Below are 15776 nucleotides of genomic sequence, written 5' to 3' on the forward strand. Positions count from 1 at the left end.
CCGCTACTCGTGATCGACCCAGTTGCCGCGGGATCCCCGCGGCAACGCCGTCAGCGCCCCGAGGATACGGCGCACCAGTGCCTGCTCGCGCGGCTGGTCCGTCGCCTGATGCTGCAGCTCGACCAGAAGAGCCGAGGTGGTGTCGAGACGGGCACAGGCAATCGTCGCGATGTGCAGCAGCAGTTCCGGATACTGGGTCAGCGCGTCGACGGCATCGGCGAGGACTCGCACCTGGCATTCGCTCTCGGCCTCGACGGTTGCGCTGTGCGGCTTGCCGAGCAGGACCGCCATTTCCCCGATGATCGCGCCCGGCTGGTCGATCGTCGCCAGCGTCACTCCGCCCCGCGTCACGATGAGCCGGCCACTCTCGAGAATGTAGAGGTGCCCGATCCGGGTGCCCTCCGTGGTCAGGTGCGTACCTGGCGCGATGCTCTCGAGCGGCAGCGAAACGGTGAGCGCGGCGATCCCGGTCATGGCAGGGGCTCCATGGCAATGCCGCCCGAGTTTGCACGGGGCGGGCAGGCAACGGAAGTGTCCGCTAACGCACCGTTAAGCCTACCACCATGCGACCGCTTCACGTTCACCAAAAGTAACCATCCCACTGCGTAGCGTTACGGCATGTCGGCGGAGAATACCGCAGGCAACGAATGGGGGCATAGATGGTTCTGGGCCGCTTTGGCAGGTCGGTGCGGGTTGGGCTCGTGGCGGTGACGCTTGTCGCCGGAGTATCGGTGCTTTCGGCCTGCAGCACGGCCGGCATCGGCGCCTTCGGCCAGAACAAGCTCGAGGTCGCCGAGCTCTCCAACATCGGCGATTACACCGCAGATCGGGCGCTGGGCGAGGCCAAGGCCCATTTCCGCAATGGCAATTACGGGCACTCGGCAGCGCTCTATAAGCGCGCCGTGGAGCTGTCGCCCAACGATGCCCAGGCCTATGTAGGGCTCGGTGCATCCTACGACCGGATCGGCCGCTTCGAGCTCGCCGACCGCGTCTATGCCTCGCTCTACAAGATGACCGGCGGCACCACGCAGTACTACAACAACGTGGGCTACTCGCAGATGCTGCGCGGCAACCTCAGCCAGGCCCTGACGAATTTCCAGAAGGCCCAGGCGCTCGACCCCGACAACCTGGTGGTCGCCAACAATATCCAGATCCTGAAGGACGCGGCGGCCTCGTCGCGGGCCTGACCAGCCGAGTAGCTAGTCGCTCCGGGCCGGGCGCTGACTGCGCCGGCCGAGGCGTCAGTTCGCGGGCGTCGCCGCGGCTCCGCCGATCACCACGTCGGACTCGCTGGCAATGACGCCGTTCTTTCCCAGGCCAGTGGTCGAGTACATCGTCTTCTTGGACGGATCGACGGTCTGCTTGGCCATGTTCGCCTTGACGGCATCGCCGGCGCTGTATCCGACGCGGTCGGTGCGCTGCAGGTAGTCGTAGGCGCAGCCGCCCACGAGGGTGAGGGCGCCAAGGGCCGCGATCGCCGCAGCCGCTCTGATCGGGCTCGCCATCAGCTGCCGCTCCCCAGATCGATGATGTAGCCATAGGGTCCGACGATGCCGGCGCCGTTCTGGAAGCTCTTGATCATCTTGGGCGTCACTTCCATCTGGCCGAGCGCGAAGAACTCGAGGTCGTTGGCCGGCACGGTCTGGTCCATGGGTGTCGAGGCCACCTGGCCCGGGGTCAGCGGCTGGACCAGTCGCGGCGTGACGATGACGACGAGCTCGGTGTCATGCTTCTGGTAGCTCGACGACTTGAACAGCGAGCCGAGCACCGGCACGTCGCCCAGCCACGGCAGCTGGTTCTGGCTGAGCTGGGTGTCGTTCTGCAGCAGGCCAGCGACGGCGAAGCTCTGCCCATCACGCAGCTCCACCGTGGCATCGAGGTTGCGGGCATTGAAGATCGGGTCGCCCGCGGCGGTGAAGCCGTTGATGCCGCTCACCTCGGGGGTGAGATGGATCTGGATGCGGTCGCCATCGAGGACGACCGGGGTGAACACCAGTCGCACGCCGAAATCACGGTAGGTCAGGGCCGAGTTGCCCTCGTTGTCGACGACGCGGATCGGCACCTGGCCGCCGGCGAGGAAGCTGGCGTTGACGCCCGACAGCGTCGTCAGGTTGGGCTCGGCGAGCGTGCGCACCAGCGCCTTGCCCTCGAGCGCGTTGATGGTCGCCGACAGGTTGATCCCCGAACCCGAGATCACCTGGGTGATGAAACTGGAGAAGGAAGCCGCTTCGCCCGCCGGGTTGGACGGACCGCCGTTCACCCTGGCCTGGACGCCGCCGATGCTGCCACCCCACTGGATGCCGAGCTGCCGGCCGGCATCGCGTTGCGCCTCGAGAATGCGCACCTCGAGGTTGACCTGGCGTCCGCCGGTGATGGTCATGGTGTTGATCACGGCCGGGCTGCCATATTGCTCGACGATGCTGAGCACCTTTGCCATGGCCACTTCATCGGGCACCGTTCCGCCGATACGGACCCGGCCGTTGACGGTTGAGACCTTGACGTCGGCATTGGGCACCGCGGCGCGGACCGAGCGGTTCATGTCGGCGACGTCAGCGCCGACCTCGACCGCCAGAAGGCCGACCGGGGCGCCCGTCTCGGAGAACAGGTTGACCGTGGTCGTGCCAAACGACTTGCCGACGAGATAGATCGAGCGATCCGTGATCGGCTGGGCATCGGCGATCGCCGTGTCCGCCGAAACGACCTTGCCGACGGCGTCGGAGACGACGACCGTCACCGCTTGCGACACCGGCAGGTTGATACGCATGACCGAGGTGGTCTTGAGGTCGTAGTTGACAGTCTGTGCCGTGGCGGGAGTGGCGGCCAGCGCCGTCAGTCCCATCAGCATGGCGGCCATTGCCGCACACAACATCGCTCGGGCCATGGGCCCCCAAACTACCGACGTCACTTCCGATTGCCCGCCCGAGAAACCAAGCCCTGTTCCAAATGGTACCGCCCTTCGGTCAACGCGCGCTTAATGGCGCCGCCGTTCAGTTCGCCCAGAACGGGCTCGAGATACGAATGGCCTCGTTGGTTGCGGCCTGCCGGTTCTCCGTGTCCGCCGCGGCGACATCGGCAGTGGGGCGCAGCACCAGCGTCAGCCGGCCGGTGAGGGTTGCGGCGATCACCACTTCGGCCTCGCGCGGATCGAGTGCCAGCGTCGCCAGCGCGGTCGCGAAGGTCGTCGGCGCTGCGGCCTCTTCGGCCTCCTCGTCGGGCCTGTCGCTCTTGCCGCTGTCCTTGGCGGGCTCGCGCGTGCCAGCGGTCTCGCCCATGCGGCTGTTGATGGCGAGGACGCGGACGTTCTTCAGGATGGTGTCCGACACCTGCCGGTTGGCCACTGTGGTTGTCAGCACGACATCCACGCGGTCGTTGGGCAGGATGAAGCCGCCCGATGCCGATTCCGCGCCCACCTGCACGGCGACGGCGCGGGTCCCCGGATCGAGCACGGCGGAGAGGAACCCGTGGTCGGCGCGGGCGAGCTTCGCCTCGCGGATTGGCTCCCCGGGGAAGAATTCATAGCGCGCCACGGCGCCACTCATTTCGGTGACAGCCTCGGGCATCGCGGGCTGGGTGAAGAACTCGGCGCGCGCCGCGTCCTCGGGCCACTCGCTCCATTCGAGCACACCCGGCGTCAGGCGCTGGCCGACGGTGAGCGCAGTCTTGGCGACGAGCACCTGGACCGTCGGCTCCTCGATGACCTGCGTCACGACTTCCGGAGCGGCGGCGACGACCGTCGCAGGGCCCGGCGTTGAAGGCGCCTGGTTGAGGGAGAGGAACGCGGCGGTGCCGCCGGCGACCAGCGCAACGGCGAGCAACGCGATATTGGCGGGCTTCAGCAGTTGAGCCCAGCGGCCCCTGACCGCGCCCTCATCCTCGGCCGCCGCAACCGACTGCAGAACTTCGGCTCGCCAGCGCTCGATATTGCGTCGATGCTCCGGCGACATGGGGGGTGGCTCCTGCTCGGCCTGGCTGCGCCACCGCTCGGTGTTCACTTCTTCGACGACGGGCTCCGGCTGGGGTTCCGCAGCAGCACTCTCGGGCCGCAACGCGCCAAGGCCGCGACGCTGCGCGACGGATCGTGCAGCGTCCTGAAGCGTGCTGTCGCTGTCTTCCTTGAGGACGATGGATTCTGAGCGCCGAAGCAAGTGTCCCTCCTGGGAGCCGTCGAAACCGGGGGCGCCATCGGCCACGGACCTCAGTGAACCCCCTTATCCATCTAAGGGGAAAAGCTTCACTGCTTCGTCCCATACCGCACATGCGAGTTTAGCGATCGTCGCAAGCAGTCATTAAGGATGAGCACGGCAACGAAGGGCTCGCTGAACGCCATGTTTTCCGGCTATGGAGCCGCCATGGACAAAACCTCGCCATTCGAAATCTTCCTCGTCGCCACCCCGGGACTCGAGGCGCCATTGTATGCCGAGGTCGTGGAACGGGGATTTCCCGAGCCCAGACTGGTCGAGGGTGGCGTCACCATTGTCGGCGACTGGCACGATGTCTGGCGCGCGAACCTCGAGCTGCGCGGCGCCAGCCGGGTGCTGGCGCGCATCGCCAGCTTCCGCGCCATGCACCTCGCCCAGCTCGACAAGCGGGCGCGTCGCGTGGCGTGGGGCGACTATCTCAAGCCGGACGTGCCGGTTTCGGTGGAGGCGGTGTGTCGGCGCTCGCGCATCTACCACTCGGGTGCAGCGGCGCAACGCATCGCCAAGGCCATCAGCGAGGAACTGGGCGCGCCGATCTCGGACGGAGCCGAACTCGCGATCAAGGCCCGCATCGAGGACGATCTCGTGACGATCAGCATCGATACCTCCGGGGAGATGCTGCACCGGCGCGGCCATAAGGAGGCCGTGAACAAGGCCCCGATGCGCGAGACGCTGGCGTCGCTGTTTCTCCGCCAGGCCGGCTATCGCGGCGGCGAGCCGGTGCTCGATCCCATGTGCGGCTCGGGCACCTTCGTCATCGAGGCCGCCGAGATCGCGGCCGGGCTGAAACCGGGCCGGACCCGGAGCTTTGCCTTCGAGACGCTCAGGAGCTTCGACGCCGAGGCCTGGCGCGCGCTGCGCGAACATGTGCCCGCTGCGGCTCCTTCGCTCACCTTCTTCGGCAGCGACCGCGATGCCGGTGCCATCGAGATGAGCCGCGCCAACGCCGAACGTGCCGGGGTCGCGGGCCTGACCCGCTTCCAGCAACTGCCGGTCGAGGAGGTGGCGGTGCCGGAAGGGCCGCCCGGGCTCGTCATCGTCAATCCGCCCTATGGCGCCCGCATCGGCGAGCGCGGTGGGGTGACGCCGCTCTATCGCACGCTGGGACAGACGCTGCGCCGCTTCAGCGGCTGGCGCGTCGCGCTCATCACCACCGACAAGGCGCTGGCCAACGCCACCGGCCTGCCGTTCTCGACGCCGTTCCCGCCCGTGTCGCATGGCGGCATCCGGGTGAACCTCTTTGTTACCGAGCCGCTGAAATAGGCCTCAGGCCGCGGCGAGCGGCTGATCCTCGACCTCGTCCGGCTGGGCCAGTGTCCCGAGCGCCACGACGCGGTTGCGGCCGGCTTCCTTGGCGCCGTAAAGCGCGCCGTCGGCCATGACGAAGGCGCTGACCGGCGGTGCGCCGGCAGGATAGGTGGCAACGCCGAAACTGGCAGTGGGGCGATCCTCCGGCGCGATCCCGGGGTGGGCGATGAGTTGGAAGCGCTGGCGGATCATCTCCGCAACCTCGGCCGCTTCAACCGCTGACTTGCCCGAGAGCAGCAGCACGAATTCCTCGCCGCCGATGCGGGCCGCGCGGTAGCCCGTATGCTCGATGAGCGTCGCGAACGCGCGGATCACCTGGTCGCCGACCTGGTGGCCGAAGCGGTCGTTGACCCGCTTGAAGTGGTCGATATCGCAGAATATCACGGCGCCGCCCGCCAGGTCGGGGACACCGGCCATTTCGTCGAGCGCGCGGCGATTGTAGAGCCCGGTGAGCCCGTCGCGCTCGGCCCGGCTGCGATAGGTGGAGATGACGCTGCCGATGATGCGACCGAGCAGCAGGAACACCGCCGGCGGGGTGAGCAGCCCGGAGGTGGTGAGCAGGGTCTTCTCGAAGCCGCTCTCGCGGATGGTGACGAAGCTCGCGTCGAACCCGAAGATCACCGGATAGAGCGGGATGCGGATGAGGAACACTGTCGCGATGCCGCCGAGCACCGCCATGAGCAGCATGTCCCACAGGCCACGGTCCGATCGCGACAGCCGGTAGATGCTCTCGGCCAGCGCCAGTGCACAGGCGAGCTGGAACGGCACGGTCTGGATGGGGAAGGGCACGCCGAGCGCGAGCAGGGCGAGCGACAGTGCCGACAGGCTCGCGACGGCCCCGATCAGCACCCGATGCTGCGCGGTCTGGCCAAGCAGGACACGGACCGCCTGCGCAATGCTCAGATAGGCCGCCGGTACCAGCAGGGCAGCTGCGGCGAGCTCGAACGCCGTGCCGTCCGAGGCGCTGATGATGATCATCTCGATGCTGCCCAGCAGCATCGCGAGGGCCAGCCAGGCGAGCGAGGACTGGCGCCGGAGGCCGACGAATACGGCTCCGCACAATACCGACAGGAACGCGAACATCACCACATGGACAAGGGTGAGGCTGACCATGATCATCCGGAACGGCCCCCGCAAACGCCGCTGTCTATCGCACCAGTCTTAGGCGACGGCGGTTAACGGGGGCTTCCGAAACGGCAGCTAGAGGCCGAACCAGCGGGCGCGCCGGCTCGAGCCGAAATGCTCCTTGTCGCCGCGCAGCGCCGTCGAGGGCTCGTAATAGCTGCCGGTCGGCTGCGGGCCTGAAAAGAAATCGACCTCGACCTTGCCAATGCGGCCGGCGCCGAACTCGATGTAGCAGGTGCCGAAGCCGTTGTACTGGACGGCCTCGCCGCTCTGGCGGAGCCTCGCAACGAGCGCGCTCGCCACGGCCTTGGCCGCGCCCTCGGCGAACACGCCGGCCTTGGGCGTGCCGGTCGCGGCGCCATCGCCCACGGCATAGACGTTCTCGTATTTGGTCTCGAGCGTGCGCGGATTGACCGGGATCCAGCCGTTCTCGGACATGCCGCTCTCGAGCACCACGGGCGGGACGCGATGCTTGGGCACGCCGAGGAACAGGTCGAACGCCATCTCGCGGCCATCGTCGAGCACGGCGACGTTGCGGGCATTGTCGACCGAGGCGACGCGGCGGCTCGGGATGAACTCGATCCCGCGCTCGGCGAAGGCCTCGAGGAGGGCCCGCGACGTCTCGGGCGAGGGCGGCACGGGGCTCGACAGCGGCAGGACCAGCGAGATCTGGCAGTTGTCGCGCACGCCGCGCTGGACGAGATAGTCGTGCAGCATCAGGGCGCATTCGCTGGGCGCTGGCGGGCACTTGTAGGGGGCGCCACAGACGCCGATGAGGGCATGGCCCGAAGTGAAATTCGGCAGCACGTCGCGCAGCGCGATCGCGCCGGGGATCGAATAGAATTCGTTGGTGCCGGCGAGCCCGGGCGTGGCGTCGAAATCGTACTCGGCGCCGAGCGCGACGACGAGGTAATCGGCATCGAACACGCCGTCATCGGTGGTGACGCGGCGGGCCACGGGGTCGATGGCCGTGATGGTGCGCTTCAAAAGCTGCACGCCCGGCTTGGCGTAGTTGGAATAGGGCATGCGCACCGCGTCGGCCTCGGCATGGCCGAACATCACGTCGAGCTTGGAGAAGCCGAACATGAACGAGTCCGACTTGTCGATCAGCGTCACGTCGATGCTGTCGCCCATCTGCTCGGACAGCAGTGTCGTCAGCTCCAGCCCGCCGAAGCCGGCCCCCAGTACCACGATGCGCGGCTTGCCCATGCTCAATCGTCCCCCAATATGCGCGGCTCGATTGATTAGCGGATAAGTGCCGCGAGCAACACGGTTATTTCCATCGCAGCCGCCGTTCGGCGCACGAGGGGCAAGCCACAGTACGGAAGTGCACGGGAAAGGTTGCTCTGCGACTAGGTAGAAACCGGCATCAATACAGGCAAGAAGTGCTGAAATAGTGCCCTGGGCGGGACGTGTTACAATAGAGTAAACGACCAATACGGTAGTACATCCAATTGTGGGCGGCTCTGGTTCGCTTTACAAAGGTGATGCTGATCGCTGCCCCCAAAACCTGCGATCGGCCACGTCAGGGGGCCTCCGGGGTCCGCCGCGCCGGAGGCCCTTCTGCCTTTCAGCGGCACCAGTCAGACATCGTGAGCCACGCCGAAGCGCCCGGCCGCCATCAGGGCGCCGGGATAGCGGCAGGCAAGGACGTCGCGCCGGTGGAGTTTTGCCCCTGGCGGTAGTCCGCAGAAGTGGTGGAGCAGCACTCCACCGGCGCGGCCGGGGTTTTGGGCTTATGGCACGATGGCCCGGGCGCATCCCGTGCCGCATCGCGAGGAACCTGCCGGCTGCGAACGGCCGGAATCCACCGGAACCGCCCCGCCTCTGCGGCCGCCTCATGCGTGGCGGCCTCGTCCCCTCGTGCCACCCTGCATGGAGCGACACATCGCGTTGCCAGCGGCGTCCCCGGCGAACCGGTTCATGCCGTCGTGCTTTCGGCCTGGTGCAGGGCGACCCCCACACCACCCGGTCGCCTCCCCGCAGCCGTTCGTCTCGACTCCGTCCCGTGCGTGAAGGCCGGGGCAGTATGCGGCCGGCGGAGGTGAGGGGGGACTAGTCTATCTCGGTGCTCTCGTTGACCGGCCCGATCCGGGTGAGCGGCTTGCGCGGCGGCTTGCCGGCGCGGCCATCGCGATAGCCTTCGAGATAGACGGCATTCTCGCGCTGCAGGATGCGCTTCAGCACGGTTGACCGCATTTCCGCGTCGGTGACCTCGAGCGGATCGCGCCACTGGGTGGAAGGCTTGGGGGCAGCAGTCGCAAAGCCGGGCCGCGCCATGCGCAGGCGCGTAATCGGCACCGTTTCGCCGCCCGGCAGCTGCCAGACGGCATTGCCGCTGAAATCGCGCCCCGAATGCGCCGCCTCGAACTGCTCGAGCCCGGCCAGCGCCTGGCCGAGATGGATGGCGAGCCCGCCCTGGTCGAGCGGCGCACCGCCGGCCGGCTTCGGCGCCCCGATCCCCCGCCCCTCGCGCCCCAGCAGTCTTGCCGCCTCCCGGCAAAGCTCCCGCGCCAGCTTGAGGCTCGCCTCCGGCACCGCCATCGTCGGCCGCCGCGAAGCGGTGCGCTCCACCTGCTTCAGCAGCGAGGCGAGGCGGGGGTGGAGCCGCTCATGGGCGGCGATGAGGTCAGGGGTGAGGGCAGGGGTCGGCATGGGCGTATCTCCGCGAAGTGGGTTTGGGCGGAGGATACGGTGGGTGCGGGGGGCGGGGATAACGGCGGTCCGTCGCCAAGGAATGCTCTGGGATTGGACTTGCAATGCGAACCAAATCAAATGCAATTTTCGATCGCATTTCATTCGAGCCTTTACGTGTTTCACCAATCCGCCAGCAATGTCGACGACCTGATGCGCAAGGTGCTGACGCGGCTCTTGTCCGGCAACAAAGCCAACTATCGGGTCAATGCGACTAGGAAGCCCGGCAGCACAGAGGTGTTCGGGGCTCTTCTGGAGTTGACCGACCCGTTGGCGCGGCTGGGGCGGTCAACGACGCGCGCGCGTGTGTTCAGTCCACTCGGCGAACTGCTTTGGTACCTGTCGGGCAGTAACGCACTCGATCATATTGCCTACTACCTGGACGAGTACGGCAAGTACTCCGATGACAACAAGACCCTGAATGGAGCATATGGCCATCGCATTTTTGGCGAAGCGCGGCTGAGAGGGGACCCCGATCCCGGCGACCAATGGCAGCGAGTAATCGACACCTTGCGCGAGCGCGAAGGATCGCGGAACGCCGTCCTTCAGATCTACGCGAACGAAGACGGCGCCAAAAAAAGCAAAGACATCCCCTGTACGTGCACGCTGCATTTTGTGATCCGCAGGGGGCAACTACACCTTCACGTTCACATGCGGTCGAACGACGCGTACTGGGGCATGCCCCATGATGTGTTCGCGTTTTCGATGCTACAGGAGATAGCGGCCCGGGAGCTAGGAAAGGAACTGGGCACATACCAGCATTCGGTCGCGAGCCTGCACCTTTACGACGACACCGAGGACTTCGACGCTCGAAGTCGGGCGCAGAAGTATCTCGATGAAGGTCTGCACGACACCGTTCCAATGCCGCAGATGCCCCCTGGCGATCCGTGGCCGTCGATCAGGAGGGTGCTGGAAGCAGAGCGCGAAATACGGAACGGCAACGTAGAGTTCCAAACGCCAGTCGACCTGGACCCATACTGGCGCGACCTGGTCACGCTACTCCGCGCCTACGGTGCTAGCAAACACCACGCCGGTCCCTCGGAGGAGGAACTGGTACGGCAGTTGGTTCATGACGGCTACCGGCTATACGTGCTCGACAAGATCGCCAGACGCCGACCCAAGACCCCACCTGCGATGGGGGATATTTTCACCACGGAAGAGATCGATGCGCCACGGAATCCATAGGAAGCGTCATGCCGCACTGATGGCGGGTCTTGCAACCTACGAGGCGGCCAACGGCGCCCTACTCGGTATCGTCAACCCAGCGGCGAGAAGCACGCTAGTCGAGCAGATGGTGTCGAGCCTGCGGCGCATCGAGTATGTGCGGGCCTTCCGTCAGCGTCCCGTCATGTCACCATCGCGCGTTGACCCGCATTCCGATCTGTTCGATCCGCTCAAGGGCGCCTACTACCTCGACAGTAGGGGTGAGCGGGACGAGGCGGTGTGGATAGCCTTCATCGGTACCCACTTCGGAAAACACTCGGAGGATGGATGGAAGCTGGCGGCCAACGTGATGGGCTCCTTCGGCCGAGGGCCAGTATGGACGCTGGCGGAGTACAGCGCCAGGACCGCCGCTTTCGAGGCGATGCTTGCCTCGCATCAAGCCGACCTGGACGCCAAAGCCATATCCGGTCGCTTCTCCAATCACCGACAATATCAAAGCAAGGGTGCCGGCGTGATTTCGAACGTGTTTGCGACGTTCCACGAATGGCTAACCGGCCCTGGCGGCATAAATGCAAGAGTGCGGAGGGTTCACAACGCGGTAGGCCAACAGCCCACTGCCGTATTCGCGCAGCTCTACCGGTCAATGAAGGACGTCTACGGTTTCGGTCGCCTGGGGAAGTTCGACTTCCTGACCATGATAGGCAAACTGGACTTGGCGCCAATCGAGGCGGACAGCGTGCATTTCGTCGGTGCGACTGGACCACTGTCCGGCGCGAAGCTGCTACTTTTCGGTGCAACCAACGCGCAAGGCACCCCTAAGCAGATCGAAAGGATCGTTGACGACCTGGACAACTATCTCCAGGTCGGCAAGCAAGTGCTCGAGGACAGCCTTTGCAACTGGCAGAAAAGCCCTACCAACTTCGTCTATTTTAGGGGCTAGTCGATAAGGTCAGGTACGTGGGCGTCCTCATTCCAACGATAGCGCCGCTTGAGGAAATTTAGCTTGCTGTGATCCACGGCGCGGGCGCGTTGTAGCTGACCCACAATGATACCCGGTGTGACGTCAGCCTCCCGGGCAATCGCGATAATTGCCTTAGGCCGGATTGCCAGATCATTCAGCTCCTCCCGCAGGTCCGCCGGGAAAAGAATATCCTGAGCGAACTCGTTGGCTTCGCGCTCCTGCTTCTCGACATCGGTGCCCATTACCTGCCCGCCGTCACCATCGATGTGGTTCTTGCCGTGCAACACGACATGGCCCGCCTCGTGGAAGAACGTGAACCAGAAATGATCCTCCGCCATGTGGCGGAAGCTGAGCAGAATCACCGGATTCCCGCCTCGGTCGAACCATGATGCGCCACTAGCGCGACATCCGTCAGGCGTGCGTGCTGTTGCCACGGCCACGCCAACTGCACGACAGGCTTCGATGAGACGCGGCAGAAACACCGACGGGCGTTTGAAGGCCGAGAGCTTCTTCAAGCCCGGAAGCATCTTCTCGAAGGCGGTGCGGTCAAATTTAGGAAGGTCGCGGTCAGCAATAGCCAACTCGCCGGCGCGCAGCCAGACTAGCGTCGCCATACCATCGGATTCCAGCGTCACGGACGTACGGAAAGCAACTGCGCCGACACCCGACGAATAACGCTGACCCCATTCCTGCAGTGTCGTGCATCCGAAGAAACCAAGGATTTCGTGCTTGAGCCTATCCGGAGCTCGGATGCCCTTGGGCAGCCAGCCATACTTGCGCATTGACGACGTCGGCATGGATTCGAGCCAAGAGGCCTCTGAATCCTGTGAGTTCTCATCAAGACGAGCTCTGTCCACAACATAGGCTGCGTCGCGGGCCAGCCAGAACCGGGCGGTCGAACCCAGATTGGCGGCGAGTACTGCGGCATCGCCTTCTGTCACGCGACGCTGTCCCGTGATCAGGCTGTCGAAGTCGCCCTCGGACAGGCCCATAGCGTCCGCTAGCTCGACAGCGTCAATTTCCTTGCTGCTCATGAGGCGAACGATGGTTTCACCCGGCGGTGACGACCAGTTGGGTTCAGTCATGCCAGCACCTTCTCTTTGTCGAGAATTCGCAAAAGCTTGACGCGGTGAACATCGCCCCAATTGCTCCTGTCGATCACGCCGGTACCGATCGGCTCCGCGACCAATACTGCCGAATCTCCCAACGGATAGTTTAATACGAGCTTGCCGTCCGCCTGTCCAAGCACGGGCACCTCCGGCACTTCACCAAGAAGAATGGCGTTCCGCATATCGGCGACCAGACTCCGAAAGGAGCGCGCCAGGCTATCTCCGAGCATCTTCTGAGCCGCCTTTGCGTCATTGGTTGCCGATCGAATTTCCGGCGTCGCGTAGGTTAGTTCCAAAGCAAATCGCCCGCCGGTTCACCAGATGACGATGGTACGAATATCCGCCCAACTTGCATGGAACAATGCGTCTCGCCGGATACGAGGGTCAACTGAGTATCCTAGGCTCATGGCCAAGTCCAACACATCAACGAATGTCTACCATGGCGCCGCTGGTGGGCGTGGATTTACCCTCACTCATCCCCCATCTTCAGCGCCTGGATGAACGCCTCCTGCGGGATCTCCACGGACCCGAACTGCCTCATGCGCTTCTTGCCGCGCTTCTGCGCTTCCAGGAGCTTCCGCTTGCGGGTGGCGTCGCCGCCGTAGCACTTGGCCGTCACGTCCTTGCGGAGGGCGCGGATTGTCTCGCGCGCGATGATCTTGCCGCCGATGGCGGCCTGGATCGGGATGACGAAGAGGTGCGGGGGGATCAGCTCCTTGAGCTTCTCGCACATCTGGCGGCCGCGGCTTTCCGCGGCGTTGCGGTGCACCAGCATCGAGAGCGCGTCGACCGGCTCGGCGTTGACGAGGATCGAGAGCTTCACGAGGTCGCCGGGCCGGTAATCGGAGAGCGTGTAGTCGAAGCTGGCATAGCCGGCCGAGATCGACTTCAGCCGATCGTAGAAATCGAACACCACCTCGTTGAGCGGCAGGTCGTATTCGATCATGGCGCGGTTGCCGACATAGGTCATGTTGCGCTGGATGCCGCGCCGGTCCTGGCAGAGCTTGAGGATCGAGCCGAGATACTCGTCGGGCGTGAGGATCGTCGCCTTGATCCAGGGCTCGCGGATTTCCTCGATCTTGACCACATCCGGCATGTCGGCCGGGTTGTGCAGGTGCATCGTCTCGCCGCTGGTGAGCTCGATCTCGTAGACGACGCTCGGCGCGGTGGCGATGAGATCGAGGTCGAACTCGCGGCTCAGCCGCTCCTGGATGATCTCGAGGTGGAGGAGGCCGAGGAACCCGCAGCGGAAGCCGAAACCGAGCGCCGCCGAGGTCTCCATTTCGTACGAGAAGCTCGCGTCGTTCAGCCGGAGCTTGCCCATGGCCTCGCGCAGTTCCTCGAAGTCGGAGGCATCGACCGGGAAGAGGCCGCAGAACACCACCGGCTGGGCCGGGCGGAAGCCGGGCAGCGCGTGCTCGGTGGGCTTGCGATCGTCGGTGATGGTGTCGCCGACATTGGTATCGGCCACCTGCTTGATCGAGGCGGTGAACATGCCGATCTCGCCGGGGCCGAGATTATCGACGGTGACGAGCTTGGGCGTGAACACGCCGACGCGGTCGAGCTCGTAGGTGGCGCCCGACGCCATCATCCGGACCTTCTGGCCCTTGCGGATGGTGCCGTCGACGACGCGGATGAGGACGACGACGCCCAGATACGTGTCGTACCAGCTGTCGACGAGCAGGGCCTTCAGCGGGGCGTTGATGTCGCCCTTGGGCGCCGGCAGGCGGTGGACGATCGCTTCGAGCACGGTGTCGATGCCGATGCCGGTTTTCGCCGAGATTTCGAGCGCATCGGAGGCATCGAGCCCGATCACGTCCTCGATCTGCTGCTTGACGCGCGGGATGTCGGCGGCGGGCAGGTCGACCTTGTTGAGGACGGGCACGATCTCGTGGTTGGCATCGAGCGCGTGGTAGACGTTGGCGAGCGTCTGCGCCTCGACGCCCTGGGAGGCATCGACGACGAGGAGCGAGCCCTCGACGGCCGACATCGAGCGGCTGACTTCATAGGCGAAGTCGACGTGGCCGGGCGTGTCGATGAGGTTGAGGATATAGGTCTCGCCGTTCTGCGCCTTGTAGGTGAGGCGCACGGTCTGGGCCTTGATGGTGATGCCGCGCTCGCGCTCGATATCCATCGAGTCGAGCACCTGCTCCTTCATCTCGCGCAGGTCGAGCCCGCCGGTCGTCTGGATCAGCCGGTCGGCAAGGGTCGATTTCCCATGGTCGATATGCGCGACGATGGAGAAATTGCGGATGTGGTCGAGGGGCACGCTCATACTATCTTCCCGGTGCGCGCTACGCGCCGCTGGCTGGGCTGATAGCAGAGCCGTGTGGCGGGGCAAAGATGGTTTATCGGGCGTGAACAGCGCGTGAAGTGCGGGTCTCGCGGCCATATCGTGGCATGGGCGCCGGTCGTGCTATGCTGACGGCGCCCAAATGCGGCGGCTTCCACGGCGATCGAGGACAAGGACGATGGCAGACGAAGGCGGTTACGCAGCGCGGTTCGACGTCGACTATCCCGGCCCGATGAACCGGCTGACCACGTTCTTCCGGATCATCTGGGCGATCCCGATCCTGATCCTGCTGGGCCTCATCACCAATGCCGGGGTGACCCAGTACACCGACGCGGCCGGCAACATGGTGCAGACCGGCGGCGGCATCTCCGTGGGCCTGTTCATCGCCACGGTGCTGATGCTGGTGGTCCGGCGGAAATATCCGCGCTGGTGGTTCGACTTCGCGCTCGAGCTGGGCCGCTTCAGCGCGCGGGTCAGCGCCTACCTGTTCCTGCTGACGGACAAGTATCCCTCGACCGACGAGACGCAGTCGGTGCACCTCGATGTCGACTATCCCGACGCGATGGCGCTCAACCGCTGGCTGCCGCTGGTGAAATGGCTGCTGGCCATCCCGCACTACATCATCCTCGTGGTGCTGGCCGTCCTCGCTTTCTTCGCCACGATCATCGCCTGGTTCGCGATCCTGTTCACCGGCAACTACCCGCGCGGGCTGTTCGATTTCGTCGTCGGCGTGGGCCGGTGGGCGGCGCGCGTCTGGGCCTACGCATATCTGCTGGTGACGGATGTGTATCCGCCGTTCAGCCTGAAATAGCCGGGCCGTTCTCGTCGCGTCGCCGGCGGGCCAGTCTGGCCCTCGCCGGCAGGTTTCGTATCCACTCCCTTAAACCCTGACATGGTTTGGCAGCCTTAGTGTCGTATCACCG

15 protein-coding genes are annotated in these 15776 nt (G+C 65.1%); 5 read left to right on the forward strand and 10 right to left on the reverse strand.

Annotated features, from left to right (window positions below; translation table 11 throughout):
• Nucleotides 1-3: 3 nt before the first annotated feature.
• Nucleotides 4-474 (reverse strand): Crp/Fnr family transcriptional regulator, encoded by a 471-nt coding sequence (locus PRN20_RS03550; RefSeq protein ID WP_273955675.1) that lies wholly within the window; start codon nucleotides 472-474, stop codon nucleotides 4-6.
• 185 nt (nucleotides 475-659) lie between these two features.
• Here PRN20_RS03550 and PRN20_RS03555 point away from each other — a divergent pair, with 185 nt between their 5' ends.
• On the forward strand, nucleotides 660-1187 hold the full coding sequence (locus tag PRN20_RS03555) for a tetratricopeptide repeat protein (protein WP_273955676.1): 528 nt from the start codon (nucleotides 660-662) through the stop codon (nucleotides 1185-1187).
• 54 nt (nucleotides 1188-1241) lie between these two features.
• On the opposite strand, the gene PRN20_RS03560 is transcribed toward PRN20_RS03555, so the two are convergent.
• From PRN20_RS03560 to cpaB, 3 genes are all read right to left on the reverse strand, one after another.
• On the reverse strand, nucleotides 1242-1505 hold the full coding sequence (locus tag PRN20_RS03560) for a hypothetical protein (protein WP_273955678.1): 264 nt from the start codon (nucleotides 1503-1505) through the stop codon (nucleotides 1242-1244).
• Nucleotides 1505-2854, reverse strand: a complete 1350-nt coding sequence (locus PRN20_RS03565) for a type II and III secretion system protein family protein (RefSeq protein ID WP_273955679.1) — start codon at nucleotides 2852-2854, stop codon at nucleotides 1505-1507. The genes PRN20_RS03560 and PRN20_RS03565 overlap by 1 nt, the downstream gene beginning before the upstream one ends.
• Nucleotides 2855-2987: 133 nt before the next feature.
• Complete coding sequence (cpaB, locus tag PRN20_RS03570) at nucleotides 2988-4145, reverse strand: Flp pilus assembly protein CpaB (protein ID WP_273955680.1); 1158 nt, start codon at nucleotides 4143-4145, stop codon at nucleotides 2988-2990.
• Between the two features lie 147 nt (nucleotides 4146-4292).
• Between cpaB and PRN20_RS03575 the strand changes: the two genes are divergently transcribed.
• Nucleotides 4293-5462: a THUMP domain-containing class I SAM-dependent RNA methyltransferase gene (locus PRN20_RS03575; RefSeq protein ID WP_273955681.1), complete on the forward strand. Its 1170-nt coding sequence runs from the start codon at nucleotides 4293-4295 to the stop codon at nucleotides 5460-5462.
• Between the two features lie 3 nt (nucleotides 5463-5465).
• Here PRN20_RS03575 and PRN20_RS03580 read toward each other — a convergent pair whose 3' ends face one another.
• From PRN20_RS03580 to PRN20_RS03590, 3 genes are all read right to left on the reverse strand, one after another.
• The gene (locus PRN20_RS03580) at nucleotides 5466-6626 is read right to left on the reverse strand and encodes a GGDEF domain-containing protein (RefSeq protein ID WP_273955682.1); all 1161 of its coding nucleotides are present in this window, start codon (nucleotides 6624-6626) and stop codon (nucleotides 5466-5468) included.
• 81 nt (nucleotides 6627-6707) lie between these two features.
• On the reverse strand, nucleotides 6708-7841 hold the full coding sequence (locus tag PRN20_RS03585; protein ID WP_273955683.1) for an NAD(P)/FAD-dependent oxidoreductase: 1134 nt from the start codon (nucleotides 7839-7841) through the stop codon (nucleotides 6708-6710).
• A gap of 846 nt (nucleotides 7842-8687) precedes the next feature.
• The gene (locus tag PRN20_RS03590; RefSeq protein ID WP_273955684.1) at nucleotides 8688-9287 is read right to left on the reverse strand and encodes a hypothetical protein; all 600 of its coding nucleotides are present in this window, start codon (nucleotides 9285-9287) and stop codon (nucleotides 8688-8690) included.
• 120 nt (nucleotides 9288-9407) lie between these two features.
• On the opposite strand from PRN20_RS03590, the gene PRN20_RS03595 reads away from it, so the two are divergent.
• The gene (locus PRN20_RS03595) at nucleotides 9408-10511 is read left to right on the forward strand and encodes a thymidylate synthase (RefSeq protein WP_273955685.1); all 1104 of its coding nucleotides are present in this window, start codon (nucleotides 9408-9410) and stop codon (nucleotides 10509-10511) included.
• Complete coding sequence (locus PRN20_RS03600; RefSeq protein ID WP_273955687.1) at nucleotides 10492-11430, forward strand: alpha-glutamyl/putrescinyl thymine pyrophosphorylase clade 3 protein; 939 nt, start codon at nucleotides 10492-10494, stop codon at nucleotides 11428-11430. Before PRN20_RS03595 ends, PRN20_RS03600 begins: the two co-directional genes overlap by 20 nt.
• Here PRN20_RS03600 and PRN20_RS03605 read toward each other — a convergent pair.
• The 3 genes from PRN20_RS03605 to lepA all read right to left on the reverse strand — a co-directional run bounded on the left by PRN20_RS03605 (nucleotide 11427) and on the right by lepA (nucleotide 14835).
• Nucleotides 11427-12536: an ImmA/IrrE family metallo-endopeptidase gene (locus tag PRN20_RS03605; protein ID WP_273955688.1), complete on the reverse strand. Its 1110-nt coding sequence runs from the start codon at nucleotides 12534-12536 to the stop codon at nucleotides 11427-11429. The two genes, PRN20_RS03600 and PRN20_RS03605, sit on opposite strands and share 4 nt — an antisense overlap.
• Complete coding sequence (locus tag PRN20_RS03610; RefSeq protein ID WP_273955689.1) at nucleotides 12533-12856, reverse strand: hypothetical protein; 324 nt, start codon at nucleotides 12854-12856, stop codon at nucleotides 12533-12535. Before PRN20_RS03610 ends, PRN20_RS03605 begins: the two co-directional genes overlap by 4 nt.
• A gap of 173 nt (nucleotides 12857-13029) precedes the next feature.
• Nucleotides 13030-14835 carry a translation elongation factor 4 gene (gene lepA, locus PRN20_RS03615; RefSeq protein WP_273955690.1) on the reverse strand — a complete coding sequence of 602 codons (1806 nt, stop codon included), beginning with the start codon at nucleotides 14833-14835 and terminating at the stop codon, nucleotides 13030-13032.
• A gap of 196 nt (nucleotides 14836-15031) precedes the next feature.
• Between lepA and PRN20_RS03620 the strand changes: the two genes are divergently transcribed.
• Nucleotides 15032-15664 (forward strand): DUF4389 domain-containing protein, encoded by a 633-nt coding sequence (locus PRN20_RS03620; protein WP_273955691.1) that lies wholly within the window; start codon nucleotides 15032-15034, stop codon nucleotides 15662-15664.
• Nucleotides 15665-15776 lie beyond the last annotated feature (112 nt).

The sequence above is a fragment of the Devosia sp. ZB163 genome, from assembly GCF_028613635.1.
Lineage (GTDB): Bacteria > Pseudomonadota > Alphaproteobacteria > Rhizobiales > Devosiaceae > Devosia_A.

Bases quoted from the DNA above. Each gene is read 5' to 3' on its own strand.
- PRN20_RS03550 (WP_273955675.1), bottom strand. From the start codon at position 474: ATGACCGGGATCGCCGCGCTCACCGTTTCGCTGCCGCTCGAGAGCATC.
- PRN20_RS03555 (WP_273955676.1), top strand. From the start codon at position 660: ATGGTTCTGGGCCGCTTTGGCAGGTCGGTGCGGGTTGGGCTCGTGGCG.
- PRN20_RS03560 (WP_273955678.1), bottom strand. From the start codon at position 1,505: ATGGCGAGCCCGATCAGAGCGGCTGCGGCGATCGCGGCCCTTGGCGCC.
- PRN20_RS03565 (WP_273955679.1), bottom strand. From the start codon at position 2,854: ATGGCCGCCATGCTGATGGGACTGACGGCGCTGGCCGCCACTCCCGCC.
- PRN20_RS03575 (WP_273955681.1), top strand. From the start codon at position 4,293: ATGAGCACGGCAACGAAGGGCTCGCTGAACGCCATGTTTTCCGGCTAT.
- PRN20_RS03580 (WP_273955682.1), bottom strand. From the start codon at position 6,626: ATGATCATGGTCAGCCTCACCCTTGTCCATGTGGTGATGTTCGCGTTC.
- PRN20_RS03585 (WP_273955683.1), bottom strand. From the start codon at position 7,841: ATGGGCAAGCCGCGCATCGTGGTACTGGGGGCCGGCTTCGGCGGGCTG.
- PRN20_RS03590 (WP_273955684.1), bottom strand. From the start codon at position 9,287: ATGCCGACCCCTGCCCTCACCCCTGACCTCATCGCCGCCCATGAGCGG.
- PRN20_RS03595 (WP_273955685.1), top strand. From the start codon at position 9,408: ATGCAATTTTCGATCGCATTTCATTCGAGCCTTTACGTGTTTCACCAA.
- PRN20_RS03600 (WP_273955687.1), top strand. From the start codon at position 10,492: ATGCGCCACGGAATCCATAGGAAGCGTCATGCCGCACTGATGGCGGGT.
- PRN20_RS03605 (WP_273955688.1), bottom strand. From the start codon at position 12,536: ATGACTGAACCCAACTGGTCGTCACCGCCGGGTGAAACCATCGTTCGC.
- lepA (WP_273955690.1), bottom strand. From the start codon at position 14,835: ATGAGCGTGCCCCTCGACCACATCCGCAATTTCTCCATCGTCGCGCAT.
- PRN20_RS03620 (WP_273955691.1), top strand. From the start codon at position 15,032: ATGGCAGACGAAGGCGGTTACGCAGCGCGGTTCGACGTCGACTATCCC.